The organism is endosymbiont of Acanthamoeba sp. UWC8 (assembly GCF_000730245.1).
Taxonomy (GTDB): Bacteria; Pseudomonadota; Alphaproteobacteria; order Rickettsiales; family Midichloriaceae; genus Jidaibacter.
The window spans coordinates 1205741-1228872 of sequence record NZ_CP004403.1; the positions used below are offsets into that span (position 1 = coordinate 1205741).

Annotated in this window: 37 protein-coding genes and 1 tRNA gene; 5 read left to right on the forward strand and 33 right to left on the reverse strand. The window is 35.6% G+C overall.

Annotated features, from left to right (window positions below):
• The 3 genes from I862_RS05760 to I862_RS05770 all read left to right on the forward strand — a co-directional run bounded on the left by I862_RS05760 (window position 1) and on the right by I862_RS05770 (window position 2081).
• A complete protein-coding gene (locus I862_RS05760) occupies window positions 1-756 on the forward strand; it encodes a DUF748 domain-containing protein (protein WP_038539959.1) in 756 nt (251 codons plus the stop codon).
• Between the two features lie 89 nt (window positions 757-845).
• Entirely contained in the window at window positions 846-1601 is a 756-nt protein-coding gene (locus I862_RS05765; protein ID WP_038539963.1) for a pentapeptide repeat-containing protein, read from the forward strand.
• Between the two features lie 24 nt (window positions 1602-1625).
• A complete protein-coding gene (locus tag I862_RS05770; RefSeq protein WP_038539968.1) occupies window positions 1626-2081 on the forward strand; it encodes a hypothetical protein in 456 nt (151 codons plus the stop codon).
• Window positions 2082-2142: 61 nt separating this feature from the next.
• Here I862_RS05770 and mreC read toward each other — a convergent pair whose 3' ends face one another.
• The 3 genes from mreC to I862_RS05785 all read right to left on the reverse strand — a co-directional run bounded on the left by mreC (window position 2143) and on the right by I862_RS05785 (window position 4001).
• Window positions 2143-2988: a rod shape-determining protein MreC gene (mreC, locus tag I862_RS05775; RefSeq protein WP_038539971.1), complete on the reverse strand. Its 846-nt coding sequence runs from the start codon at window positions 2986-2988 to the stop codon at window positions 2143-2145.
• Complete coding sequence (gene lipA / locus I862_RS05780) at window positions 2981-3889, reverse strand: lipoyl synthase (protein WP_038539976.1); 909 nt, start codon at window positions 3887-3889, stop codon at window positions 2981-2983. Before lipA ends, mreC begins: the two co-directional genes overlap by 8 nt.
• A gap of 21 nt (window positions 3890-3910) precedes the next feature.
• A tRNA-Ser gene (locus I862_RS05785) sits at window positions 3911-4001 on the reverse strand.
• A 136-nt stretch (window positions 4002-4137) separates the two neighbouring features.
• Here I862_RS05785 and proS point away from each other — a divergent pair.
• Complete coding sequence (gene proS / locus I862_RS05790) at window positions 4138-5421, forward strand: proline--tRNA ligase (protein ID WP_038539979.1); 1284 nt, start codon at window positions 4138-4140, stop codon at window positions 5419-5421.
• On the forward strand, window positions 5415-6434 hold the full coding sequence (gene tsaD / locus I862_RS05795; RefSeq protein ID WP_038539981.1) for a tRNA (adenosine(37)-N6)-threonylcarbamoyltransferase complex transferase subunit TsaD: 1020 nt from the start codon (window positions 5415-5417) through the stop codon (window positions 6432-6434). The genes proS and tsaD overlap by 7 nt, the downstream gene beginning before the upstream one ends.
• Window positions 6435-6542: 108 nt before the next feature.
• Here tsaD and I862_RS05800 read toward each other — a convergent pair whose 3' ends face one another.
• The 30 genes from I862_RS05800 to tuf form a co-directional block, all read right to left on the reverse strand.
• Window positions 6543-7262, reverse strand: a complete 720-nt coding sequence (locus I862_RS05800) for a hypothetical protein (protein WP_038539985.1) — start codon at window positions 7260-7262, stop codon at window positions 6543-6545.
• 427 nt (window positions 7263-7689) lie between these two features.
• Entirely contained in the window at window positions 7690-8178 is a 489-nt protein-coding gene (locus I862_RS05805) for a GNAT family N-acetyltransferase (protein ID WP_052646499.1), read from the reverse strand.
• Between the two features lie 36 nt (window positions 8179-8214).
• On the reverse strand, window positions 8215-8595 hold the full coding sequence (gene rplQ / locus I862_RS05810; protein WP_038539989.1) for a 50S ribosomal protein L17: 381 nt from the start codon (window positions 8593-8595) through the stop codon (window positions 8215-8217).
• A 35-nt stretch (window positions 8596-8630) separates the two neighbouring features.
• Window positions 8631-9638, reverse strand: a complete 1008-nt coding sequence (locus I862_RS05815) for a DNA-directed RNA polymerase subunit alpha (protein ID WP_038541563.1) — start codon at window positions 9636-9638, stop codon at window positions 8631-8633.
• Window positions 9639-9693: 55 nt separating this feature from the next.
• Entirely contained in the window at window positions 9694-10071 is a 378-nt protein-coding gene (gene rpsK, locus I862_RS05820; protein ID WP_038539992.1) for a 30S ribosomal protein S11, read from the reverse strand.
• Between the two features lie 15 nt (window positions 10072-10086).
• Window positions 10087-10464 carry a 30S ribosomal protein S13 gene (gene rpsM, locus I862_RS05825; protein WP_038539995.1) on the reverse strand — a complete coding sequence of 126 codons (378 nt, stop codon included), beginning with the start codon at window positions 10462-10464 and terminating at the stop codon, window positions 10087-10089.
• Window positions 10465-10558: 94 nt separating this feature from the next.
• On the reverse strand, window positions 10559-11218 hold the full coding sequence (locus I862_RS05830; RefSeq protein ID WP_038539998.1) for an adenylate kinase: 660 nt from the start codon (window positions 11216-11218) through the stop codon (window positions 10559-10561).
• Window positions 11215-12558: a preprotein translocase subunit SecY gene (gene secY / locus I862_RS05835; RefSeq protein ID WP_038540001.1), complete on the reverse strand. Its 1344-nt coding sequence runs from the start codon at window positions 12556-12558 to the stop codon at window positions 11215-11217. Before secY ends, I862_RS05830 begins: the two co-directional genes overlap by 4 nt.
• 27 nt (window positions 12559-12585) lie before the next feature.
• Complete coding sequence (gene rplO, locus I862_RS05840) at window positions 12586-13050, reverse strand: 50S ribosomal protein L15 (RefSeq protein ID WP_038540004.1); 465 nt, start codon at window positions 13048-13050, stop codon at window positions 12586-12588.
• A gap of 22 nt (window positions 13051-13072) precedes the next feature.
• Complete coding sequence (gene rpmD, locus I862_RS08865; RefSeq protein WP_075260598.1) at window positions 13073-13426, reverse strand: 50S ribosomal protein L30; 354 nt, start codon at window positions 13424-13426, stop codon at window positions 13073-13075.
• A gap of 20 nt (window positions 13427-13446) precedes the next feature.
• On the reverse strand, window positions 13447-13986 hold the full coding sequence (gene rpsE, locus I862_RS05850; protein WP_038540007.1) for a 30S ribosomal protein S5: 540 nt from the start codon (window positions 13984-13986) through the stop codon (window positions 13447-13449).
• A gap of 16 nt (window positions 13987-14002) precedes the next feature.
• Window positions 14003-14362, reverse strand: a complete 360-nt coding sequence (rplR, locus tag I862_RS05855) for a 50S ribosomal protein L18 (protein ID WP_038540011.1) — start codon at window positions 14360-14362, stop codon at window positions 14003-14005.
• 12 nt (window positions 14363-14374) lie between these two features.
• Entirely contained in the window at window positions 14375-14908 is a 534-nt protein-coding gene (gene rplF, locus I862_RS05860) for a 50S ribosomal protein L6 (RefSeq protein WP_038540014.1), read from the reverse strand.
• 13 nt (window positions 14909-14921) lie between these two features.
• Complete coding sequence (gene rpsH, locus I862_RS05865; RefSeq protein ID WP_038540017.1) at window positions 14922-15320, reverse strand: 30S ribosomal protein S8; 399 nt, start codon at window positions 15318-15320, stop codon at window positions 14922-14924.
• 23 nt (window positions 15321-15343) lie between these two features.
• Window positions 15344-15649, reverse strand: coding sequence for a 30S ribosomal protein S14 (gene rpsN, locus I862_RS05870; protein WP_038541569.1), 306 nt, complete (start codon window positions 15647-15649; stop codon window positions 15344-15346).
• Between the two features lie 16 nt (window positions 15650-15665).
• A complete protein-coding gene (rplE, locus tag I862_RS05875; RefSeq protein ID WP_038540020.1) occupies window positions 15666-16211 on the reverse strand; it encodes a 50S ribosomal protein L5 in 546 nt (181 codons plus the stop codon).
• A gap of 12 nt (window positions 16212-16223) precedes the next feature.
• Window positions 16224-16556, reverse strand: coding sequence for a 50S ribosomal protein L24 (gene rplX, locus I862_RS05880; protein WP_038540023.1), 333 nt, complete (start codon window positions 16554-16556; stop codon window positions 16224-16226).
• 2 nt (window positions 16557-16558) lie between these two features.
• On the reverse strand, window positions 16559-16927 hold the full coding sequence (rplN, locus tag I862_RS05885; protein WP_038540026.1) for a 50S ribosomal protein L14: 369 nt from the start codon (window positions 16925-16927) through the stop codon (window positions 16559-16561).
• Between the two features lie 20 nt (window positions 16928-16947).
• The gene (rpsQ, locus tag I862_RS05890) at window positions 16948-17190 is read right to left on the reverse strand and encodes a 30S ribosomal protein S17 (RefSeq protein WP_038540028.1); all 243 of its coding nucleotides are present in this window, start codon (window positions 17188-17190) and stop codon (window positions 16948-16950) included.
• Window positions 17191-17209: 19 nt separating this feature from the next.
• Window positions 17210-17401, reverse strand: a complete 192-nt coding sequence (gene rpmC, locus I862_RS05895; RefSeq protein WP_233485239.1) for a 50S ribosomal protein L29 — start codon at window positions 17399-17401, stop codon at window positions 17210-17212.
• Window positions 17402-17408: 7 nt separating this feature from the next.
• Window positions 17409-17828, reverse strand: a complete 420-nt coding sequence (gene rplP, locus I862_RS05900) for a 50S ribosomal protein L16 (RefSeq protein WP_038540035.1) — start codon at window positions 17826-17828, stop codon at window positions 17409-17411.
• Window positions 17829-17833: 5 nt separating this feature from the next.
• Window positions 17834-18496, reverse strand: coding sequence for a 30S ribosomal protein S3 (rpsC, locus tag I862_RS05905; RefSeq protein WP_038540038.1), 663 nt, complete (start codon window positions 18494-18496; stop codon window positions 17834-17836).
• A gap of 5 nt (window positions 18497-18501) precedes the next feature.
• Entirely contained in the window at window positions 18502-18876 is a 375-nt protein-coding gene (rplV, locus tag I862_RS05910; protein WP_038540041.1) for a 50S ribosomal protein L22, read from the reverse strand.
• 5 nt (window positions 18877-18881) lie between these two features.
• Complete coding sequence (gene rpsS / locus I862_RS05915; RefSeq protein WP_038540044.1) at window positions 18882-19163, reverse strand: 30S ribosomal protein S19; 282 nt, start codon at window positions 19161-19163, stop codon at window positions 18882-18884.
• Window positions 19164-19177: 14 nt separating this feature from the next.
• Window positions 19178-19996, reverse strand: coding sequence for a 50S ribosomal protein L2 (rplB, locus tag I862_RS05920; protein ID WP_038540047.1), 819 nt, complete (start codon window positions 19994-19996; stop codon window positions 19178-19180).
• A 2-nt stretch (window positions 19997-19998) separates the two neighbouring features.
• Window positions 19999-20295: a 50S ribosomal protein L23 gene (gene rplW, locus I862_RS05925; protein ID WP_038540050.1), complete on the reverse strand. Its 297-nt coding sequence runs from the start codon at window positions 20293-20295 to the stop codon at window positions 19999-20001.
• The gene (gene rplD, locus I862_RS05930) at window positions 20292-20909 is read right to left on the reverse strand and encodes a 50S ribosomal protein L4 (RefSeq protein ID WP_038540054.1); all 618 of its coding nucleotides are present in this window, start codon (window positions 20907-20909) and stop codon (window positions 20292-20294) included. The genes rplW and rplD overlap by 4 nt, the downstream gene beginning before the upstream one ends.
• Window positions 20910-20923: 14 nt before the next feature.
• The gene (gene rplC, locus I862_RS05935) at window positions 20924-21616 is read right to left on the reverse strand and encodes a 50S ribosomal protein L3 (RefSeq protein WP_038540057.1); all 693 of its coding nucleotides are present in this window, start codon (window positions 21614-21616) and stop codon (window positions 20924-20926) included.
• Window positions 21616-21939, reverse strand: coding sequence for a 30S ribosomal protein S10 (gene rpsJ, locus I862_RS05940; protein ID WP_038540059.1), 324 nt, complete (start codon window positions 21937-21939; stop codon window positions 21616-21618). Before rpsJ ends, rplC begins: the two co-directional genes overlap by 1 nt.
• A 17-nt stretch (window positions 21940-21956) precedes the next feature.
• A complete protein-coding gene (tuf, locus tag I862_RS05945) occupies window positions 21957-23132 on the reverse strand; it encodes an elongation factor Tu (protein ID WP_038539026.1) in 1176 nt (391 codons plus the stop codon).

The following is a 23132-nucleotide window of genomic DNA, read 5'->3' on the forward strand; positions in this document are numbered from 1 at the left end:
ATGATAAAAAGAATTTTCGGGTTTGCAGGTATAATAGCAATTTTATCATTAATTACAGGCTTCCTAGTTGTTACTTATGATATCGGTGGAATAGTTAAAAGCACATTTGAGAAAAAAGCTTCTGAATTCCTGAAAGTAGATGTTAATGTCAGAGAAATAAAACTTGATATATTTAAAGGTACATTTATAGCTTCAGACATAAATATTAACAATCCTCATGGCTATACTTCTCCTCATTTCGTTGAAATCAGACAGCTATATACTAAATTTAACCCCCTCTCTTTATTCAGTGAAAATATTACAATAAATAAGGTTACTATCGAATCTCCGAAAATGACTATTGAATTTAATATTAAAAATAATAACTTCAGTCAAATTATTAAAAACTTAAAGGTTCAAACTCCTGAAATTCCTGAACACAATAAAGATAAGTTATATAAAGCAAAAGCAGACAGAAAAGCTGTTATACTTGAGCACTTGGAAATTAAAAATTTATATTTACACACTTTAGCGGGTGTAGTTGAAGCAAATTTAACGCTAAATAACATACATTTAAAAAACATTGGTAAAGACAATAATAAATTACTATTTGAGCAAGTTCTATTAATTGTTCTTGAGCAAATTTATAAAGATGCTCTTAAGGCTAATATCAAAAGCCCGAGTATTAATTTTGATAAGACTTTAAATAACCTTAGAGGGTCATTAAAAGATTCGGTTAAAAGTACGGAAGGTAAATTGAAGTCATTGTTACAATAGATACAGTTATTTATAGCTGATTTTAGATCTATTACATTTTGATTTTTATATGCTACTATAAAACTAGTGCTAATTATATAGTTAACAATATGCCTCCTGAAGATAGAAGATTTACTATTGACAAATATCTTGAGTCTTTAAACTTTAATCTTACTAAAGATAACCTTTTATATTGTTTAGAAACATTTACTAATAATAGAAAAAATCTAACCCTTTCCGGAAAAGTCAAAATTCAAAAAACGAGCTTTACCGATCAGGATATAAGAGGCATCGATCTAAATAAATTTGATATTACTCAAACCGGATTTATTAATACAAAAGTTGATAAAGAACAATTCAAGTATATTTTAACTTATGCTAAAAATGGGTTGACCGACATTCGAGGCATTGATATTAAAGGCTTGGATTTAATAGACCTAAACTTATATAACATTGATTTTACTGGAGTTAGCTTTGAACAAGTTAAACTTGATAGAAAAAATATAATTTCCCTACAGGATCAGTTAAAAAATAAAAAAGTAAATTTACGCGGAGCAGATTTACAAGGCGTAGATTTAAGCGGTGGCTATATAGTTGATAATGAGCTGGGATTTAACAGTTATTGTTATTTTGATTTAGAGGACATGGATTTTAATGAAGTTAATTTTCAAGATGCAAACCTTTCGGGAGCCAGGCTAAACAGATCTAATTTCGAAGGGGCTAACTTAAATAATGCTAAAATTGTTGCTACTTATGCCAGATATACTAATATGAAAAGAGCAAGCATGGTTGGTGCTATTTTAAAATACTCGGATTTTTATCATTCCAACTTTGATTTTGCTAACCTTAGCAATGCTAGGGTATAATACAGGGAGAGAGAATATTATATTATGGCAACTTTTCATGATAGTGAGCTAAAAGGAAACAAAACTCAGTTTGAGGGTGTTAGCTGGCATGGCGCAACCACTGAAGGAATAATTAATGAAACTAAAACTCCGTTACCCGGAAAAGAAGATTTAATGTTGGAATCTGAAATTATACAAAATAAAAGCATTTTTTCTTTTATAAGAGAGCTGTTTAGCAAACCGAAAGAAACAGAAAGATTAACTCCTTCTTTGCCTAAATTAGAAATATCTATAATAGAAGATATGCCACCTGAGAAAAATATTATAGAGGCAACGGAAGTTACACTACAGGAAATCAAGTCAGAAGCTCCTATAGTGGAAAATATACCATCCGAGCAAATTATTATAGAAGCACCGAAAGTTTCAGCACAAGAAATTTCTATGATGGAAAAGGCTACGTTAAGAGAGAAAACTATAAACTCCGATCAAATCCAAAGATAGCTTTCTTATACCAAATCAAATGTTTTTTAAAATTAGATTTAAAAATATAACTATTATTAAATTACCTACTTAAATTAACAACCACATAATCAAGCTTATTCCAATCTATTGAAGTCACAATAAATATATCATTATTAAATACTCTGGCTGTACCGACTATTGTTCCGAACGGAAATATCCCTCCCATTCCCGAAGTGATTACTTGTTCTCCTTCATGTATTATATTCGGATTTGTAATATATTTTGCGGCCAAAATATTTTTATTGTTAGGGTTACCAATTGCAATCGCTTGCTCGCCGGAATCTTGAAATATAATAGGAAGTTTTGATTGGGGATCGGCAATAGTAAGAATTCTGGAAGAAGTTTCAGAAACTTCTATAATTCTGCCGATAAGATCCTGATTATAAACTACTATATCATTTTCTTTTACACCATGCTTACTTCCCGCATTAATTAACAGGTTTACATGAAAATTATCAAAACTTTTGCTGATTACCTTAGCAGTGATAAACTCATAATTTGAAGATTCGACTACATTCAATAATTTTTTTAGTGAAACATTAAAATTAATTTCAGTTTCCATCTGTTTAAGTTGATATTTCAAGTAGGAAACTTCCTTTCTTAAAACTTCATTTTCATTAATAACGCTGGTATATCTTTCAATATCCGAAACAAGCATATTTATTGTCTCAAACGGAAAATTAATAACTTGATATACTTGTGATATTATATTGATTGCCTGCTTGTTAACAAACTTCGATACTATATTATTCGTGTTAAGAATAAGCATAAATATTAAGCAAAGTATAATTGCACCAATACTGCTGAATCTGTCGGATATTAAACTGATAATTGTTAAAATATTCCCTTTAATAGTACTTTTTGATTTAATCGGCAGCTTACTCATTTTTCAAAAGCTGCTCTCTTGCTGATCTAAGTTTAATAAAATCATCCCCGGCATGGTATGATGACCTGGTAAGCGGGCTGGCCGAAACCATTAAAAACCCTTTAAACTTAGCTATTCTTTCATAGTATTCAAATTCTTCCGGAGTAACAAACCTTTCTAATGCGGCATGAGCTGGTGTCGGTTGAAGATATTGCCCGATAGTAATAAAGTCCACTTCAGCTGCTCTTAAATCATCCATAACCTGCAATACTTCCTGCTTAGTTTCTCCTAAGCCTACCATAAGCCCTGATTTAGTAAAAATATGAGGATTAAGTTTCTTTACACTGTGCAATAAATTCAGTGAATGAAAATACCTCGCTCCCGGCCTTATTTTTTGGTATAATGACGGAACTGTTTCAATATTGTGGTTATATACATCCGGCCTGGCTTTTACTATTTTTTCTACCGCCCCATCTTTTCTTAAAAAATCAGGGGTTAAGATTTCAATAGTAGTACTTGGCGCCTTAGCTCTAATTTTATCAATGCATTCTACAAAGTGACTTGCCCCGCCGTCATCTAAGTCATCTCTATCGACTGAAGTTATAACTACATGCGCTAAATTAAGCTGAGAAATAGCATTAGCTAAATTTTCAGGCTCATGGGGATCAAGTTTATCCGGAATGCCGGTAGCAATATTACAAAACCTACAAGCACGAGTACAAACGCTACCTAAAATCATGACCGTAGCATGCCCTTTTTGCCAACATTCTCCGATATTCGGACAAGCTGCTTCTTCGCATACGGTATTAAGTTTATGCTTCCTAATCAGTTCATGGGTATTTAAAAATTCCTGTGAAGTAGGAGCTTTCACTCTAATCCAATCCGGTTTTGTCGGCTTGTTGGTTGTTTGGTTTGCTAGCATTTTCCATTACCAATTTTAAAATGGCGGAAGGAAAGGGATTCGAACCCTTGATACCTTATTCAGATATACACGCGTTCCAGGCGTGCGCCTTCAACCGCTCGGCCATCCTTCCGAATTCATAAATTCCTACTGACTATACTAAATAAACTTTTAAAACACAAGGTGAAGGATTTAGTTAAATAACATATTCCATAGTTTCTTTATTCATGTTAAATAGTAGGCTTATCCATATATAGAATGAACTTATTATGCGTTTAAGTAAATATTTTTTACCGATACTAAAAGAAACACCGATTGAAGCTTCGGTTGCCTCCCATAAATTAATGTTAAGAAGCGGTATGATTCGCCAATTAACCTCCGGTATTTATAATTGGTTACCGCTGGGATTAAAAGTTCTAAAAAATATAGAAAACATTATACGAGAAGAGATGGATGCTTCTGGCGCACAAGAGGTTTTAATGCCTTGCATTCAACCGGCGGAGTTATGGAAGAAATCAGGCAGATTCGGCGGAACGGATGACTTAAGCGAAGAAATGCTTAAAATGGAAGATCGCCATGGTAATCAATTACTATTTGCTCCGACTGCCGAAGAAGTGATCTCCGAATTATTTAATAACAATACTCAATCTTACCGGGATTTGCCGAAAAACCTATATCAGATAAGTTGGAAATTCAGAGATGAAATTAGACCGCGCTTCGGGCTAATGCGCGGAAGAGAATTCCTCATGAAAGATGCTTATTCTTTTGATACTGATAAAGAATCTGCACTTAAAACCTATAAAACTATGATGCAAACCTATATAAATATATTTAACCGATTAGGGTTAAAGGCTATTCCCGTTACTGCCGACAGCGGCTCAATAGGCGGTGACTATAGCCATGAATTTCATATTTTATCCGAAACCGGTGAAAGCACGATTTATTACGATAGAGAGCTGGAAAAGCACCTTAATAACAATTTTGATTTAGAATTATTTTCTAAATACTATGCAGCTGATAAAGATAAGCATAACCCGCAAACATGTAAAGTCAGCGAAGAAAATCTGCTGGTTAAGAAAGGAATCGAAGTCGGTCATGTATTTTATCTGGGGCGGAAATACAGTCAATCTTTGGAAGTAACGTTGCAAGGCAAAGACGGTAGCTTGATCCATCCGCATATGGGTTGTTACGGGATCGGGGTATCAAGATTAATTGCTGCAATCATTGAAGCTTCTCATGATGAGAAAGGCATTATTTGGCCGGCAAGTGTCGCACCTTTTAGCTTAGGGCTGATTAACCTTAAAGCGGAAGACGAAAAATGCAATGCAGCGTGTATGCAGGTAATTAATACAACCCCTAACGTGTTATATGATGATACCTCGGATTCGGCCGGTGCAAAATTTGCTAAAATGGATTTAATCGGCTTACCTTGGCAGTTAGTTGTAGGCCCGAGAGGGATAAGTACCGGTATGGTTGAACTTAAAAATCGTAAAACCGGAGAGAAAGAGGAGCTAAGCTTAGAAGCTGCAATTAATAAATTAAGGCAATGTTAGTACTCGGGATTGAAAGCAGCTGTGATGAAACATCAGTTGCAATAGTAAACCATAATAAAGAGATTTTATCACTGTTTACACTCTCTCAACTTGAGGAGCACCGACCGTTCGGCGGTGTAGTGCCGGAAATTGCTGCAAGAAGCCATATAGAACAAATCATCAATCTAGTACAAAAAGCTCTTATTAATGCGGCTATTTCACTCAAAAATATCGATGCTTTCGCAGTAACCGCCGGCCCCGGGCTTATCGGGGGTGTACTGGTCGGAGTGATGACGGCAAAAGCTCTGGCAAGCGTAGCTAAAAAACCGTTTATTGCGGTAAACCACCTGGAAGGGCACGCATTAACGGTTAGGCTTACTTTGGATATTGAGTTCCCCTACCTTATGCTGCTGGTTTCCGGTGGGCATTGTCAAATATTGGAAGTTTTAGGGGTAGGTAAATATAAAAGATTAGGTGCAACTTTAGATGATGCAGTTGGCGAAGCTTTTGATAAAGTAGCAAAGATGCTGGGGCTCGGTTATCCGGGAGGGGTCGAAATCGAGAAATTGGCTAAGCTCGGTAACCCTAATGCTTTCAACTTCCCCAAGCCTTTACTTAATCAAAATAATTGTGATTTTTCCTTTGCCGGTTTAAAGACGGCAGTAAAGCGAACTATCGATCAAACGGATAATATAAATAAAGCTGATGTTTGCGCCTCATTTCAGCATGTGGTAGCTGAGATCCTTTGTAAAAAAGCGGAAAATGCCATAAAGATTTTTAGAGAAAGCCATCCTTATTCCAATAGTTTTGTGATTGCCGGAGGTGTTGCTGCTAACTTATATATTAGAGAAAAGTTACAAGTAGTTTTAGAACAGTATAATTTCAATTTATACGCCCCTCCAGTTCATTTGTGTACGGATAATGCCGCGATGATTGCCTGGGTAGGGGTTGAAAGATTTAAGCTCGGCATTACTGATTCTCTTAACTTTGAACCTCGCTCAAGATGGCCGCTTGAAGAGCTTAACGGCTTTTAACATAACCATTTAACATTATTCAAATTTTTATATTTTGTAAGTAAGCTTAAGGGTTTTTTACCGAAAGCTCACTTACATTATATCAATATTTATAACAGTCTTTTTTATTTAAAATCTTTCATATGTCGGGGCTCTTTCGCTATATGATGCATTATTAATAAATCTATTAGTTATTTCTTTAATATCCGATATAAAGGCTTTCGTTATCTTTTCTTCTTGAGCATTAGCATTGTAAGAAATCACTCCTATTAATGCCGCAGTTGCTAGAGTAGCAAAAAATGCACTACCAAGTAATGCTGCACCGGATAAGAACAATGACGCCCCTCCTATACACACTGCTCCTAATCCTAAAACTATAGGCGCAGCCGAAGGCTCTTTTATTACGCTTAAAACTTTATATAAGACGGTTGGTGACTCATTATGCTTATTTGCAGCAATTTCAATTATTTTTTTGCTATAATAATTTACACATTGAGCAAAATCTTCTAAAGCATATTTTTGCCGCTTGCAAGATTTTTTCAGTTCAGGGTCATCGGCCAGCTTTTCTTTGAACTCATCAGGGTTATGAATAAATGATATTGCATCATTATAGGTAATATTAATGTTAATTCTTTTGCTCCTCATATAGAAAGACATAGCATCATATGTTTCCTGACCTAAAATATTTTCTATATCCATATTATCTAAAACTGTAGAAATATCTACATTTAGCTGCTCGCCACATCTCTTTAATGCTGATTGTATGGCTTTATCTATTTTTGCTGAAAACTCCGAATTTGCTGGGGAAGTTAAGTTTTTCCTTTTACTCTCTAATTTTTCATGCAACATAATATCTCCTGATTAATTTGTGGTCATAAAAAAGAATTGTACAGTGTTTTTTTACTATATCAAATTAAATATTACATTGCCTTACAAGCAATATAGCTAATTTTTATACTAAAAGTAACTTTATATTAAATTTAAACATTAAGATATTAATTAATATAATAAATCATATTAACATAGGTAATAATCAATAAGAATTTTAAAGTATAAAAGCAAATATAATAATAAGTTAAGTTTAATATGATTATATATCCTATAACTGAGAAACCAGGTAATAAGAAGCACGCGCTTTGCCGCCATTTATGGCGTGTGCTCGTATAAATGGCATAGTCATTTATAGTAAACTTAACTTAATTTTTTATAGCTCAACTATGCTCCCTATATGTAAGATCTTCCACTTAATTTACTATATAATAAATTAGTTTTTATATTATAGCTCTAATACCATTGCATACTCATCATAATATTTATTATCTACTTTAAGAGCTCGTGGTTCAGTACCGCAAATTTTGAAGCCATGTTTTTGATAAAGCTTAACCGCGCTGTGATTAGCAGTAACACACTTTAAGTTTAATTGCTCAACTGATGACTTAACATAAGAGATAACAGCATCAACTAAACTACCTGCTATGTTTTTGCCTCTATGTTCAGGCGTAACATACATACCCCATAGTACACCTCGGTGCTGTGTTTTAAGTGAATTTAAAACATAAAACCCTACACAACCAATAAGTTGCGCATTAAGAAAAGCACCAAAAATTTTATTTTTACTAAGGAGGGTTTGAAAGTCTTTTTTATCTAAAGTATATACTTCTTCAATAGAAGCTCCAAAAGTATGTGGAGCATTTTGGAGCGCTTCTAATCTTAAATTTTTCCAAGACTGCCAATCATCTTGATCTAATATTTTTATGTTTACCATATTGCACTTTAATTAGTATGAGGGTAATAAAAGGGCTTAGGCAGCACCCTTAGCATTAACATCTCTATCAACTAACTCAATAACTGCCATCGGGGCAGCGTCACCATATCTGAAACCGGCTTTAAGAATTCTGGTATAACCGCCATTTCTTTCTTTATAACGACCTGCAACCGCATCAAACAGTTTTCTGACCTCAGGTGCATCCCCCAGATAAGCAATAGCTTGTCTTCTGGCATGTAAGTCGCCTCTCTTGCTGAGTGAGATTAATTTTTCAACGATAGGTCTTAAATCTTTTGCTTTAGGTAGAGTTGTAGTAATTTGTTCATGCTTGATAAGAGCTTTGCAAAGGTTAGCAAATAATGCTCTTCTATGGCCGGTAAACCTACCAAACTTTCTTCCTTTAATTCCATGATTCATCTTATTGCTCCAAACTGATTTTCACAAAAATTATATTAATTTTGCTCTTCATATTTTCTAACTAGCTCTTCAACATTTTCAGGAGGCCAGCCAACTATATCCATACCAAACTTTAGCCCCATTGCAGATAAGACTTCTTTAATTTCATTTAATGACTTACGGCCGAAATTAGGAGTCTTAAGCATTTCACTTTCAGTTTTAACTACAAGATCACCGATATAACGAATATTATCATTTTTAAGACAATTATGCGATCTCACCGAAAGCTCAAGATCATCAACTTTCTTAAGTAGTTGAGGGTCAAACGGCAATTTCTCTTCTTCAATTTCAATTGCTTCTTCAACTTCATCAAAATTAACAAAAATTTGTAATTGGTCTTGAAGAATTTTTGCAGCTAGCGATAAAGCTAGATCAGGAGTTATCGAGCCATTAGTTTCAATAGTGAGGAATAGTTTATCGTATTCGGTCTCGGAACCTACACGGCTGTTTTCTACCTTAAAAGTTACTTTCTTAACCGGTGAAAATATTGAATCGACAGGAATAACGCCGATCGGCATCTCCATGTACCTATTTTCACTCGCAGTTATATATCCTTTTCCGGTACCGACGCTGAATTCCATATCAAGCTTAGCATCTCTATCAAGATGGCAAATTACTAAATCTTTATTAATAATTTCCATATCATCAACAGTTTGAATCATTGCCGCAGTAACTACACAAGGCCCAACTGCAGATAATCTCATCCGCTTTCTTTCATTACCGCCATACTTAACAACAATTGATTTTATATTTAAAATCATGTCGGTAACATCTTCTCTAACACCTGGAACGCTTGAAAATTCGTGGTCAACACCTTCAACCTTAACAGAAATTATTGCTGCTCCCTGAAGAGAAGATAGTAAAATTCTTCTAATTGCATTGCCAAGAGTAACACCAAACCCCCTCTCAAGAGGCTCCACCTTAAACACTGCAGTATTATTTGAAATACTTTCCAAAAAGTACTGCGTAGGTTTAATTAAAGATGTCCAATTGCCTGAAATGATGTTCTTTGCTCCCTCTGCCATTGTATTCCTTTATTTATGTTATTAATAAAACACTTTATACTCTTCTTCTTTTCGGTGGTCTGCAACCGTTATGAGGAACAGGTGTAACATCCTTAATTGAAGTTACGGTTAAGCCTGCACTTGTCAAAGCCCTAACAGCTGATTCCCGCCCCGTACCCGGACCTTTAATCTTCACTGAAACAGTTTTTAATCCGCATTCCATAGCTTTTTGGGCTGCTTTTTCAGCTGTAATTTGAGCTGCATATGGAGTTGATTTTCTGGAACCTTTAAAACCGTTTGCTCCGGCAGATGAAGATGCAAAAACATCACCTTGCATATCAGAGATGGTTACGGTTGTATTATTAAAGGTAGCTGCAATGTGTACTACACCTACTACTACTGCTCTTTTTTTCTTTACTGGTTTTGTTGCCATCTAAATGCCTACTTATTATTTAGTTACCTTTTTCTTGCCCGCAATTGCTACAGCCTTACCTTTTCTGGTACGAGCATTAGTATGAGTACGTTGTCCTCTAACCGGTAATTTTTTCATATGCCTTAATCCCCTATAGCATTTAGTATCCATAAGGTTTTTAATATTCATAGAAACTTCGCGACGTAAATCACCTTCTACTTTATAACCGGCATCTATAACTTCTCGTAATTTAATAACCTCATCTTCGCTGAGATTATTAACCTTTTTAGTAAAATCCACCCCTGCTTTTTGGCAAATTTCAACTGATTTCTTTCTTCCGATCCCATAAATATAAGTCAAACTAATTTCAACTTTTTTATTTGCCGGGATGTTAATACCTGCGATACGCGCCACCTATAACCTCATTAATTTAGTACTTTTTATCATATGAGTGATCGTGAATAATAACCAATTTTGCATGCAAGTCAATAGTTGTTTATCCTTCTTATCATCCAAATTTAGTAGAACTAAGCACCTTTTCAATTGAAGCTGTAATATTTTCAATTGAATCCATAGCATTAATTCTTTTTAATCTCTTTTGCTCATCATAATAGCCGATCAATGGAGAAGTTTGCTCATTATAAACTTGCAACCTTCTTTTTACTGATTCCTCATTATCATCCTTGCGGAAAGTAAACTCTTTCGCTCCGCAATTATCGCATATACCTTCCTTTTTCGGAGGATTAGATAATTTATGATATCCGGCTCCGCAATTAGCGCAATTAAACCTGCCGCTGATCCTTTTAGTTAATTCTTCGGTATCAGCATCCAAGAAAAGTATAATCGTATTATTGAATTTTAAATTTGTAAGCAGCGCATCTAAAGCCTCCGCCTGGGGGATAGTACGTGGAAACCCGTCTAATATAAACCCTTTACTGCAATCGAGCTTCTGTAATCGCTCTTCAATAATTTTAATCATTATGTCATCGGAAACCAAATTACCGGAGCTCATAATACTATCGACAATTTTTCCGATCTCAGAACCGGACTTGGTAGACTCTCTAAGCATATCCCCGGTAGAAAGCTTAGGTATATTATACATCGAAGCAAATATTTGAGCTTGTGTACCTTTACCAGCCCCTGGGGCACCTAAAAATATTATCCTCATTTAACTCCTCGGAGCTTAGATTTTTTTATAAGTCCTTCATATTGCTTTGTAAGCAAATGTGTTTGTATTTGCGAAAATATATCTATTACAACATTCACTACAATCAGCAAGCTAGTCCCGCCGAGATAAAACGGTATAGAGTATTTTGAGATTAAGATTTCCGGTATTATACATACGGCACATATGTAAGTTGCTCCGATTACTGTAAGCCTTGTTAAAATATAATCAAAATATTCAGCTGTATTTTTTCCTGGTCTTCTGCCTAAAACTATGCCGCCGTTTTTTCTTAAATTTTCAGCAGTTTCATCAGGGTTAAATACTATTGAGGTGTAGAAAAAGCTAAAGAAAACTATAAGTAATATATTAAGCACTATGTAGATAGGCTTACCATGTGAGAAGTTTTCAGCAATAAATTGCCTCCAGCCGCCAACTTCCATTGATTGAGAAAACCCTGCAATGGTAGCCGGAAATAACAGTAAAGAGCTTGCAAATATCGGAGGTATTACTCCGGAAGTATTAATTTTTAAAGGCAAGTGGCTGGACTCCCCGCCATAAACTTTATTACCTACCTGCCTTTTCGGATATTGTACTAAGATCCTTCTTTGAGCTTTTTCCATTAAGACAATAAGAAAGATTAAGCCGAAAACTAATCCGATTATTAACAAAATAACAAATGTTGATAAAGCACCGGTTCTGCCCATTTCAAAAAATGCAGCTATTGCAGTAGGAAGACCGGAAACAATTCCTGTAAATATTATTAAGGAGCTTCCGTTACCGATTCCTTTTACCGTAATCTGTTCGCTAAGCCACATTACAAATAATGTACCTCCTACCAAGCTAAACATCGCAACTACCCTGAAGAAATAACCCGGAAATACTACCACCGAACCATATGAAGTAGTCATCTTCTCAATACCTATTGCAATTCCGTATCCTTGAAACAAAGCAAGGCATACAGTCAAATATCTCGTATATTGAGCAATTTTTTTCCTTCCTGATTCCCCTTCTTTTTTAAGTGCACCGATTTCAGTTGAAATTACCGTCATCAATTGCATAATAATTGATGCAGTTATATAAGGCATAATATTTAGAGTGAATATTGAGAGCCTACCAACAGCACCGCCGGTAAACATATTAAACATACCTAATAATCCACCTGACTGTGAATCAACTAGCTCACCTAATGCAAGAGGATCGATACCAGGAAGCGGTATGTAGCTTCCTATCCTATAAATAACTAAAATAAGAAAAACAAAAAAAATTCTTTTTTTTAGTTCTGCTGCTTTTGTAAAATTATTTAAACTTACATTTCCGGCAAGCTTAGTAGATAATGAGGACATATTGTATCTATAAAAAAATTAGTATATTTACTTTTTATTTTTTGATACTAAAACTACCTTACCACCAGCTTTAGTTAGAATTTCTTCAGCAGATTTAGATACTGCATCAACTTCAATATTAAATTTATTTTTAAGTTCGCCATCGCCGAGTAATTTAACTTTTAATGATGACTTACCTTTCACAAGGCCTGCTTTTCTAAGTGCATCAAGAGTGACATTATTCGGGTCAATAGCATTTTTTTCTACTAACTTTTCTAAATCATCAAAATTGATCGCAAAAAACTTATCATGCAAGCTATTAAACCCTCTTTTCGGCAGCCTTCTATATAAAGGCATTTGACCACCTTCAAACCCGGCCAGCGCTACACCACTTCTCGCAGTTTGACCTTTGCCCCCGCGTGCACAAGTTTTACCTTTGCCTGAGCCTATTCCTCTGCCAAGTCTTTTACTTTTTCTTCTTGCACCACTACTATCTCTTAACTGATTCAACATGACTCTTACCTTTAAATTCCAATCAAATTACTTTAATTAAATGCTTAACTTTATTGATCATACCTCTAACTGCAACCGTATCTTCTAACTCTACTTCACGATTGATTTTATTAAGCCCCAAGCCTTTTAAGGTGGCGATTTGCTTTTTCAGCCTTCCTGCACCGCTTGCAATTTGCTTAACTTTAACTGTACTCTTAACTAAAGCTTTATTATTTTTAGCCTTTACTTCTTTATCTGGAGCATTTTGCTTTACAGCTGCGCTCACTGAAGTATCTTGCTTTACAGCTGTCACTTTAGCGGTTTTAGAAGCACTTTCTTTTGTATTATTTTTTTTTGAAGCCTTAGCTTTCACTTCTGTATTATTTTCCTTAACCATTATAAGACCTTTTTACAAAGTTATTCTTGTGTATCTTTTTGTTGTCTATCTCTTCTACTAACTATTTCCCCGATCTTCTTACTTCTTTTTTCTGCAATGAATCTTGGAGATTTAATCTCTATAAGTGCTTTTAAAGCTGCTTTAATCATATTATGCGGGTTTGTAGTTCCAACAGACTTAGCAACAACATCTTTAATCCCTAATACCTCTAATAACGCCCTTACCGGCCCACCAGCAATTATTCCCGTACCCGCAGGAGCTGACCTCATTACTATATTACCTGAGCAAAAAGTGGCCGTAATATCATGGTGAAGAGTTCTACCGTCTCTAAGGGGTATTTTAACCATATTTTTTCTAGCTACTTTAACAGCTTTTTCTTTTGCATCCATAACTTCAGTTGCTTTCCCAAGCCCAAGTCCAACTTTACCTTTTCCGTCGCCGGTAACTACAATTGCTGCAAAGCTGAATCTTCTACCGCCTTTAACAACTTTTGCACATCTGCCGACGTATACTAGTTTATCACTTAATTCTTGGTTACTTGTTTCTGCTCTTACTGACATAGTTTATAATCCTTTGTTAAAACTTCAATCCGCCTTCTCTTGCTGCGTCAGCAAGTGCCTTTATTCTTCCTTGAAATAGGTAGCATCCGCGATCAAAAACCACTGTAGAAATATTTTTATCAACCGCTCTAGTTGCAATTAATTTCCCGACTTCCGCAGCTGACTCTTTAGTTACCCGCATTTTTTTACCTTTAAACTCTTTATCTTTAGTAGATGCTGCAGTTAAGGTTACACCATTAATATCATCTATAATTTGTGCATATATATGATTATTTGATCTAAAAACAGAAAGCCTAAGTTTACAATTCGCTCTTTTCTTAAGAGCAAATCTTACCCTGTTTTTTCTTTTATCTAAACTTTTCTTACCTTTTAACATTTTACCGCCCTATTACTTCTTCTTACCTTCTTTGCGTCTTATCTTCTCATTTTCATACTTAATACCCTTACCTTTATAAGGCTCAGGCTTCTTAAGCGATCTAATTTCCGACGCAATTTTACCTACCAACTCTTTATCACAACCTGAAATCGATATCAGGGTAGGTTTTTCACATACTACTGCGATATCTTTCGGTATTGCATAAATTATATCATGACTGAATCCAAGCGAAAGAACTAACACACTATCAGAAAACGATGCTTTAAAACCAACACCGCTAATTTCAAGTTTTCGAGTAAATCCCTCAGAAACACCTTTTACCATATTAGATATAAGTCTTTGCGTTAAACCCCACATAGCTCTGGCTCTGGAAGTATCTTCAATCGGAGCTACCTGGACTTGATTCTCACTATACTTAATGCTAACCTCAGGAGCAAAAGTTCTTTTTAAACTTCCCTTAGGACCACTAACATCAAGCGTCAAATGATCTAAGTTAACTTTTACACTACCTGGGATAGTTACTGGTAATTTACCTACTCTAGACATAAACAATCCTTAACTAAAACACATTACAAAGAATCTCACCACCAACATGGTGTTTTCTTGCTTTATCATCAGACATAACACCTTTAGGAGTTGAAACAATACAAATCCCTAAACCACCAAAATATTTCTTCATTTTTTTAATTTGAGTATATATTCTTCTTCCGGGTGTAGAAACTTTTACAATTTTATTTATTACAGGCTGACCTTGATAATACTTAAGATCAATCTTAATTAAATTGATTCCTTTTTTCTGTTCAAACTCTTCATAACCAAGGATATAACCCTCATCCTTCAACACTTCTAAAACATCTTTAACAAGCTTAGATGACGGAACCGTTGCAAATGCATGCTTTGCTAATTGTCCGTTTCTTATCCTAGTTAATGCATCTGCTAATAAATCTGTTAATGCCATATCAAACCATACCTATATAAAAATTACCAACTAGCTTTAACAACGCCAGGAAGCTTGCCTTCATTTGCTAAGGCTCTAATACAAATTCGAGAAAGTTTAAATTTACGATAATAACCTCTCGCTCTTCCTGTTAGCTCACATCTATTTCTGATTCTAGTCGGAGCTCCGTTCCTTTGCAATTTAGCAAATTTAAGGGTAGCTTCAAATCTCTCAGCAATAGGAAGAGATTTATCCATAACAATGGCTTTTAATGCTTGACGCTTAGAAGCATCTCTTTTTGCCATTTTCATTCTTTTTAAATTTTTTTGTATTGAACTTAGCTTTGCCATAAATACCTTTAAACGCTTATTTTGTAAATGGGAAATCAAATGTTTCTAATAAAACTTTTGCTTCCTCATTTGTTTTAGCTGTTGTTATAATCGCAATATTCATTCCACGAATTTTATCAATTTTATCATAATTGATTTCCGGAAATACAATTTGCTCTTTTAAACCTAATGAATAATTACCTCTTCCATCAAATTGCTCCGCATCTAAACCTCTAAAATCTTTTACTCTAGGTAGAGCAATATTTACCAGCCTATCAACAAATTCATACATCATATGTCTTCTTAAGGTAACTTTGCAGCCTATCGGCATACCTTCCCTAAGTTTAAATGTAGCAATTGATTTTTTTGCTTTTCTTATAATGGGCTTTTGCCCGGTAATCAACATTAATTCTGCTGCTGCCTGCTCAGGTATCTTAGAATCCTGCACAGCATCTTTAAGCCCCATACTTACAACAACTTTAATTATACGTGGAACTTCCATCGGGTTATGATACCCAAATTTTTCCTGTAGAACTTTACGTCCTTGTTTTTCATAATTTTCTTGCAATCTACTCTTGTACATAGCTATACCAAATTATTTCAAATTATCAATTACTTCACCGGAGCGCTTGGCATACCTAATTTTTTTGCCGTCAGCCAAAAACTTAAATCCTACTTTAGTCGGCATATCTGTCTTTGGATCAATATGCGCAACATTAGAAATGTTTAAAGGCATTTCTTTAGGAATAATTCCACCCTGAGGATTTGTTTTCGATGGCTTAACATGCTTGTGAGCAATATTCAACCCTGAAACGACAACTTTATTATCAGTAGGTAATACTTTTATAACTTCGCCTTTTTTTCCTTTATCTTTTCCGGTGATAATAATTACCTTATCACCTTTTCTCATTTTTAATTTTAACGCCATAATTATAATACCTCAGGAGCTAAAGAAATTATTCTCATAAAATTTTTAGACCTCAATTCTCTTGGAACAGGACCAAAAACACGAGTTCCTATTGGTTCGTGCTGCTTATTTAGTAACACTGCGGCATTAGTATCAAACTTAATAACACTGCCGTCAACGCGCTTAATTTCTTTTCTGGTTCTAACTACTACTGCTCTGTGCACATCACCTTTTTTCACTTTACCTTTAGGCATAGCATCTTTAACAGAAATAACTATAACGTCACCTACTCTTGCCGTGTTGTTATGGGTTCCACCTATAACTTTAATACATTGAACCTTACGGGCTCCTGAATTATCAGCAACTTCCAGGTTAGTTTTCATCTGAATCATAATCTTCTCCTAACTAAAATCTATCTAGCATCTATTTTTTTTACAAGGTGCCATCTTTTAGTTTTAGAAATTGGTTTACTTTCAACAATCTCAACACGGTCACCGATGGCGCATGAATTTTCAGGATCATGCACAGCATATTTTTTGCTTTTCTTAAAAATTTTGTGGTAAAGGGGATGCCTATAAGTTTTCTCTACCAAAACAGATATAGTTTTATCCGTTTTATCACTTACAACCAATCCTTCTAATACTTTTCTAGGCATTCTTATTTGCTCCAATCACTTAATTAGCAGTATTTTTTCTTTGGGTTATTACAGTTTTATATCTGGCAATTAGTTTGCGCACAACTTTAAATCTCGAGGGGTTAGTAAGCTCACCGGTTGCTTTATGAAACTTTAAATTCATCGATTCTCTTTTCAGATTATGAATATCAATTAAAATTTCTTTATCAGTTTTTGCAATTATTTCAGACATTTTCATATTAACTTTCCTCGCCAAGTCGCTTAATAAACTTTGTCTTAATAGGCAGCTTAGCAGAAGCTCTTTCAAAGGCTCCTCTTGCTAACTCTTCATTTACACCATCAAGCTCAAACATAATTCTACCGGGTTTAACACGCGCAGCATAAAATTCCACCGCACCTTTACCGCTACCCATTCTTACTTCAGCTGGCTTTTTTGATACAGGAATATCCGGAAACACTCTTATCCAAAGTTTACCGACTCTTTTCAAGTGCCTGGTTATTGCCTTTCTAGCAGCTTCAATTTGCCTTGCTGTAATTCTTTCAGGCTCCAAAGCTTTTAGGCCGAAAATACCGAAGTTTAACTCAGTACCGCCTTTGGCAGCACCATGAATTCTACCTTTAAATGCTTTTCTATATTTTGTTTTCTTAGGAACCAACATAAAAATCAACCTGCTGTATTAGTATTTCTTTCTTCTTTCTGCTTTTCGATTTTATCGCCTTTGTATACCCATACCTTTATACCAATAACACCATAAGTAGTATTAGCTCTCGCTATACCATAGTCTACATCAGCTCTTAAAGTATGTAATGGCACCCTTCCTTCTCTGTACCACTCGGTTCTTGCAATCTCTGCTCCACCTAGTCTTCCCGATACATTAACCCTAATACCTTTAGCTCCCATTCTCATCGCAGTTTGAACCGCTCTTTTAGCAACTTTTCTAAATGCTGCACGCTTAACTAACTGTTGAGCAATTGATTGAGCTATAAGAATCGCATTAGTTTCCGGCTTTCTTTCTTCAACAACATTGATAGAAACTTCATTATTGGTAATCTTCTCAATATCTTTCTTGATCTTCTCAATACCTGAGCCTTTATTGCCGATAATTACGGCAAGCCTGGAAGCATAAATTATCACTCTTGTTTTATTAGCAGGACGCTCGATTTTAACATTACAAACGCCGGCATGAGCTAAGTTTTTTTCAACTTGTTCTTTTATCTTTAAATCCTGAAGTAACTTATCAGCATAGTCCTTCTTTGCATACCATAAAGAATCCCATGTTCTAATAATACCTAAACGTAAACCTAATGGGTTAACTTTCTGTCCCATACTAATTAACCTCTCTCTGATACAAAAATTGTCATTTTACTAAAAGGCTTAAAAATCTTTCCTGCTCTTCCTCTTGCTCTTGCGTGAAATCTTTTAAGAGTAAAAGCTTTCCCAACCAAAACTTCAGATACAAACAGTCTGTCAATATCTAAATTATGATTATTCTCAGCATTAGAAACAGCAGAATTGAGAACTTTACTAACTTCTCTAGCTATACGTTTCTTGCTGAATTGCAATTGCATGAATGCCTGATTTATATCCATACCTTTAATCAAATCGACTACCAAACCTAACTTCTGTGGACTTGTCTTAAGAGCCGCAGCTTTAGCATAAGCAGTTTTACTTTGATCCAAATGTCTTCTTCTAGTTACTACTGTCATCTTATTTACGCTCTATTTGCCTTTCTGTTAGCACCATGCCCCATAAATGTCCTGGTAGGAGCAAACTCGCCCAATTTTTTACCTACTATTTGCTCAGTCACTAGAACCGGAATGAACTTTTTACCGTTATATACAGCAAATGTCAAGCCCACAAAATTAGGCAAAATAGTCGACCGCCTCGACCAAGTTTTAATAACATTATTTTTACCTGAAGCAACTACTTTCTCAACCGCTTTAAGTAAATGACTATCAATAAATGGCCCTTTCCACACAGATCTTCTTCCCATATTCGTTCCTTTGATTAGTTATCTCTCTTTCTAATGATAAACTTAGAGGTACGTTTATTATTCCTTGTCAATTTACCTTTTGTAGGTTTGCCCCAAGGTGTAGCTGGGTGTCTTCCACCATTTGTTCTACCACCATGCGGATGATCTACCGGGTTCATCGCAATACCTCTAACTGAAGGCTTAACTCCAAGCCAACGGTTTCTTCCAGCTTTACCAATAGAAATGTTTTGATTATCAGGGTTAGAAACAGCACCAATTGTAGCTCTACAAGTTGATTCTACTATTCTTAACTCACCTGACCTTAGTTTCAATTGAGCGTAACCTCCATCTTTACCGACCAGCTGAACATAACTTCCGGCCGCCCTCGCAAGCTGCCCGCCTTTACCTGGCTTCATTTCAACATTATGAACAATAGTACCTACCGGTATATTTTTCAAAGGTAAAGAATTACCTATTTTAATATCAGAATTACTTCCGGAAACAACTTTATCACCGATACTCAGCTTTTGCGGAGCCAAGATATAAGATAATTCACCGTCTTCATACTTAATCAAAGCGATGAATGCCGTCCTGTTAGGATCATACTCAAACCTTTCAACGGTAGCAAATTGATCATCTTTCTTATTTCTTGTAAAATCGACGAATCTATATCTTTGCTTATGACCACCACTCTTTCTCCAAGCAGTAGTTCTACCAGTGTTATTCCTTCCACCGTTTTTAGTCTTACCTTTAACTAAAGATTTAACCGGATCGCCTTTCCATAATGATGATTTATCAACTAATACTAACTGTCTGGTACCAGGCGTAACCGGGTTATATTTTTTAAGTGCCATATTTATTTAGCCCCCCCTGCAAAATCTATAGTTTTACCTTTCTCTAAAGTAACAATAGCTTTTTTATAATCGGATCTTTTTCCTTTAACACCCTTAAAAATCTTTTTCTTACCTTTACAATTAATAACATTAACTTTTAAAACTTTTGCATTAAAAATCTTTTCTACTGCATTTTTAACCTGAGCTTTAGTTGCATTGCCACTTATTTTGAAGCTGGATTTTGATTGCTCGGCATGTATTGTACTTTTCTCGGTATATAATGGACAAATCAATACATCGTATAAATACTCTTGAATCATGCTAACCTCTCTTTAATCGCATTTAATGCATCAACAGTTATTATAAGCTTTTCATGCCTTATAATATCATACACGTTTATACCTGCTACAGGTAAAACGTTTATTGTATGTATATTAGCACAAGATTTCTTCACATTTTCATTAACATTGTTATCAATTATCAAAATTGACTTAGCATTAAAGTTACCTAGTTTTTGCTTTAAATCAGCAGTCTTATGAGAGCTTAAATTAAATTCATCCATTATCGTTAAATGAACTTCTTTTAATTTACTCGATAAAGCAAACTTCAATCCTAATTTTCTAACTTTCTTGTTAATTTTATATTCATGAGACCTAAAGTGCGGACCGAATATAATTCCACCGCCTCTAAATTGAGCACCTCTGATTGCCCCATGTCGAGCTTTACCAGTACCTTTTTGTTTATAAATCTTCCTGGTAGAACCTCTTACATCCCCTCTTTCCTTGACTTGATGCGTACCCGCTCTTCTCTTAGCTAATTGCCAATGGATAATTTTATATAAAATATCCTCTTGTGGCTCAAGACCAAAGATTTCCGGATGAAGATCTATTTGTCCGGTTATATCGTTATTCAAATTTATTATATCTAATTTCATAACTATCACTTAGTTTAATTACTTTCTGCATAAGCTGCTGGGAAATTAGCGCTCACTGGAACTGCTTTTTTAATCGCATCAACAATGTACACTATACTTCCTTTATTTCCTGGCACTGCACCACGGAGTGCTATTATATTCATTTCTGAATTAATATCAATGATTTCTAAGTTTTGAATCGTAACTCTTTCATCTCCTAAATGGCCGGCCATTTTTTTATTCTTGAAAACCTTTCCCGGATCTTGTCTTTGCCCGGTAGAACCATGCGATCTATGGCTAACTGATACACCATGCGAAGCTTCAAGCCCACCGAAATTATGGCGCTTCATAGCTCCCGCAAAGCCTTTACCGATACTAGTTCCTTTTACATCAACTAATTGACCTAGCACAAAGTGTGATGCAATTACTTGCTTACCGACTTCAAGCTGAGCTCCGCCGGAAACTCTAAATTCTCTAATATGTTTAACAGGCTCAACTTTAACTTTGCTGCACTGACCCTTAACAGGTTTTGATACTCTATTAGGCTTTGCTTTCCCATACCCTAAAATCACCGCATCATAGCCGTCTTTGTTTTTTTCTTTATTGCCTAACACAAAGTTAGAATCAACATGCATTAATGTTACAGGTATAGCTTCTCCGGTCGCATCAAAAACTTGAGTCATACCGATTTTGGTCGCAATTAAACCAGTCCTTCTAACGGTTTCCATTACTGCTCATCTCCAATCAATTTAATTTCAACATCCACACCTGATGCTAAATCTAACTTTGATAAGGCATCAACTGTTTGGGGAGTAGTAAGCTCTATAATCATTAATCTTGTGTGATTTCTAATCTCGAACTGCTCTCTGGATTCTTTATCAACATGCGTAGATCTGTTTACAGTGAATCTCTCAATTTTTTTTGGCAAAGGAATAGGTCCTTTAATTGTAGCTCCTGTTCTTTTTACAGTTCCGACTATGTCTTTTACAGCTGCATCTAAAACTCTATGATCAAATGATCTCAGTTTTAGCTTTATCTCTTGTTGACTCATATTTTACCTATTCCAATTTACTCAATTATTTCAGCTACGACGCCAGCACCTACAGTTCTGCCACCTTCACGGATAGCAAACTTAAGACCCTTGTCCATAGCAATCGGAGATATTAACTCAACCGTTATAGCTGTGTTATCTCCAGGCATAATCATCTCCACTCCTTCAGGTAACGCGATAGAACCCGTTACATCAGTAGTCCTGAAGTAAAACTGAGGTCTATAGTTACTAAAGAACGGTGTATGTCTTCCACCCTCATCCTTATTCAGTACATATATTTCAGCCTTAAATTTCTTATGCGGCTTTATAGTTCCGGGCTTAGCTAAAACCTGCCCTCTCTCTACATCTTCTTTACCTACTCCGCGTAATAACACACCAACGTTATCACCCGCCTGTCCTTGATCAAGAAGCTTACGGAACATCTCAACTCCCGTACAGGTCGTCTTAACATTAGGCTTAAGACCCACTATCTCAATCTCTTCTCCAACTTTAACTACTCCCTGCTCAACTCTCCCGGTAACTACAGTTCCTCTTCCGGAGATAGAGAATACATCTTCAATCGGCATTAAAAACGGCCTATCAATCGGACGATCTGGTAACGGGATATATGCATCAACCTGCTTTAACAACTCTCTGATCGCATTCTCCCCAAGCTCAGGATTACTTCCCTCAAGCGCACATAATGCAGATCCTCTGATAATCGGAATATCATCACCCGGATAGTCATACTTGCTTAACAAGTCTCTTACTTCCATCTCTACCAGCTCAAGCAACTCAGGATCATCTACCATATCTACTTTATTTAAGAACACTACAAGTGCAGGTACACCAACCTGGCGTGCTAATAATATGTGCTCTCTGGTTTGTGGCATAGGTCCGTCAGCTGCGCTAACCACCAATATCGCTCCATCCATTTGTGCAGCACCGGTGATCATGTTCTTAACATAGTCAGCGTGCCCAGGACAATCTACGTGCCCATAGTGCCTATTCTCAGTCTCATATTCAACATGCGCGGTATTAATTGTAATACCTCTTTCTCTCTCTTCAGGCGCTTTGTCAATATTATCGTAACTTACAAAATTTCCGAAAAACTTCGTTATCGCTGCCGTTAAACTCGTCTTCCCATGGTCAACGTGCCCTATCGTCCCTATATTAACGTGCGGCTTATTCCTTTCATACTTCTGTTTGGCCAT

Coding starts and splice junctions, on each gene's coding strand:
- I862_RS05760 (WP_038539959.1), top strand. CDS start 1: ATGATAAAAAGAATTTTCGGGTTTGCAGGTATAATAGCAATTTTATCA.
- I862_RS05765 (WP_038539963.1), top strand. CDS start 846: ATGCCTCCTGAAGATAGAAGATTTACTATTGACAAATATCTTGAGTCT.
- I862_RS05770 (WP_038539968.1), top strand. CDS start 1,626: ATGGCAACTTTTCATGATAGTGAGCTAAAAGGAAACAAAACTCAGTTT.
- mreC (WP_038539971.1), bottom strand. CDS start 2,988: ATGAGTAAGCTGCCGATTAAATCAAAAAGTACTATTAAAGGGAATATT.
- lipA (WP_038539976.1), bottom strand. CDS start 3,889: ATGCTAGCAAACCAAACAACCAACAAGCCGACAAAACCGGATTGGATT.
- proS (WP_038539979.1), top strand. CDS start 4,138: ATGCGTTTAAGTAAATATTTTTTACCGATACTAAAAGAAACACCGATT.
- tsaD (WP_038539981.1), top strand. CDS start 5,415: ATGTTAGTACTCGGGATTGAAAGCAGCTGTGATGAAACATCAGTTGCA.
- I862_RS05800 (WP_038539985.1), bottom strand. CDS start 7,262: ATGTTGCATGAAAAATTAGAGAGTAAAAGGAAAAACTTAACTTCCCCA.
- I862_RS05805 (WP_052646499.1), bottom strand. CDS start 8,178: ATGGTAAACATAAAAATATTAGATCAAGATGATTGGCAGTCTTGGAAA.
- rplQ (WP_038539989.1), bottom strand. CDS start 8,595: ATGAATCATGGAATTAAAGGAAGAAAGTTTGGTAGGTTTACCGGCCAT.
- rpsK (WP_038539992.1), bottom strand. CDS start 10,071: ATGGCAACAAAACCAGTAAAGAAAAAAAGAGCAGTAGTAGTAGGTGTA.
- I862_RS05830 (WP_038539998.1), bottom strand. CDS start 11,218: ATGAGGATAATATTTTTAGGTGCCCCAGGGGCTGGTAAAGGTACACAA.
- secY (WP_038540001.1), bottom strand. CDS start 12,558: ATGTCCTCATTATCTACTAAGCTTGCCGGAAATGTAAGTTTAAATAAT.
- rplO (WP_038540004.1), bottom strand. CDS start 13,050: ATGTTGAATCAGTTAAGAGATAGTAGTGGTGCAAGAAGAAAAAGTAAA.
- rpmD (WP_075260598.1), bottom strand. CDS start 13,426: ATGGTTAAGGAAAATAATACAGAAGTGAAAGCTAAGGCTTCAAAAAAA.
- rpsE (WP_038540007.1), bottom strand. CDS start 13,986: ATGTCAGTAAGAGCAGAAACAAGTAACCAAGAATTAAGTGATAAACTA.
- rplR (WP_038540011.1), bottom strand. CDS start 14,362: ATGTTAAAAGGTAAGAAAAGTTTAGATAAAAGAAAAAACAGGGTAAGA.
- rplF (WP_038540014.1), bottom strand. CDS start 14,908: ATGTCTAGAGTAGGTAAATTACCAGTAACTATCCCAGGTAGTGTAAAA.
- rpsH (WP_038540017.1), bottom strand. CDS start 15,320: ATGGCATTAACAGATTTATTAGCAGATGCATTAACTAGGATAAGAAAC.
- rpsN (WP_038541569.1), bottom strand. CDS start 15,649: ATGGCAAAGCTAAGTTCAATACAAAAAAATTTAAAAAGAATGAAAATG.
- rplE (WP_038540020.1), bottom strand. CDS start 16,211: ATGTACAAGAGTAGATTGCAAGAAAATTATGAAAAACAAGGACGTAAA.
- rplX (WP_038540023.1), bottom strand. CDS start 16,556: ATGGCGTTAAAATTAAAAATGAGAAAAGGTGATAAGGTAATTATTATC.
- rplN (WP_038540026.1), bottom strand. CDS start 16,927: ATGATTCAGATGAAAACTAACCTGGAAGTTGCTGATAATTCAGGAGCC.
- rpsQ (WP_038540028.1), bottom strand. CDS start 17,190: ATGCCTAGAAAAGTATTAGAAGGATTGGTTGTAAGTGATAAAACGGAT.
- rpmC (WP_233485239.1), bottom strand. CDS start 17,401: ATGTCTGAAATAATTGCAAAAACTGATAAAGAAATTTTAATTGATATT.
- rplP (WP_038540035.1), bottom strand. CDS start 17,828: ATGTTGGTTCCTAAGAAAACAAAATATAGAAAAGCATTTAAAGGTAGA.
- rpsC (WP_038540038.1), bottom strand. CDS start 18,496: ATGGGACAGAAAGTTAACCCATTAGGTTTACGTTTAGGTATTATTAGA.
- rplV (WP_038540041.1), bottom strand. CDS start 18,876: ATGACAGTAGTAACTAGAAGAAGACATTTGGATCAAAGTAAAACTGCT.
- rpsS (WP_038540044.1), bottom strand. CDS start 19,163: ATGGGAAGAAGATCTGTGTGGAAAGGGCCATTTATTGATAGTCATTTA.
- rplB (WP_038540047.1), bottom strand. CDS start 19,996: ATGGCACTTAAAAAATATAACCCGGTTACGCCTGGTACCAGACAGTTA.
- rplW (WP_038540050.1), bottom strand. CDS start 20,295: ATGATTCAAGAGTATTTATACGATGTATTGATTTGTCCATTATATACC.
- rplD (WP_038540054.1), bottom strand. CDS start 20,909: ATGAAATTAGATATAATAAATTTGAATAACGATATAACCGGACAAATA.
- rplC (WP_038540057.1), bottom strand. CDS start 21,616: ATGGAAACCGTTAGAAGGACTGGTTTAATTGCGACCAAAATCGGTATG.
- rpsJ (WP_038540059.1), bottom strand. CDS start 21,939: ATGAGTCAACAAGAGATAAAGCTAAAACTGAGATCATTTGATCATAGA.
- tuf (WP_038539026.1), bottom strand. CDS start 23,132: ATGGCCAAACAGAAGTATGAAAGGAATAAGCCGCACGTTAATATAGGG.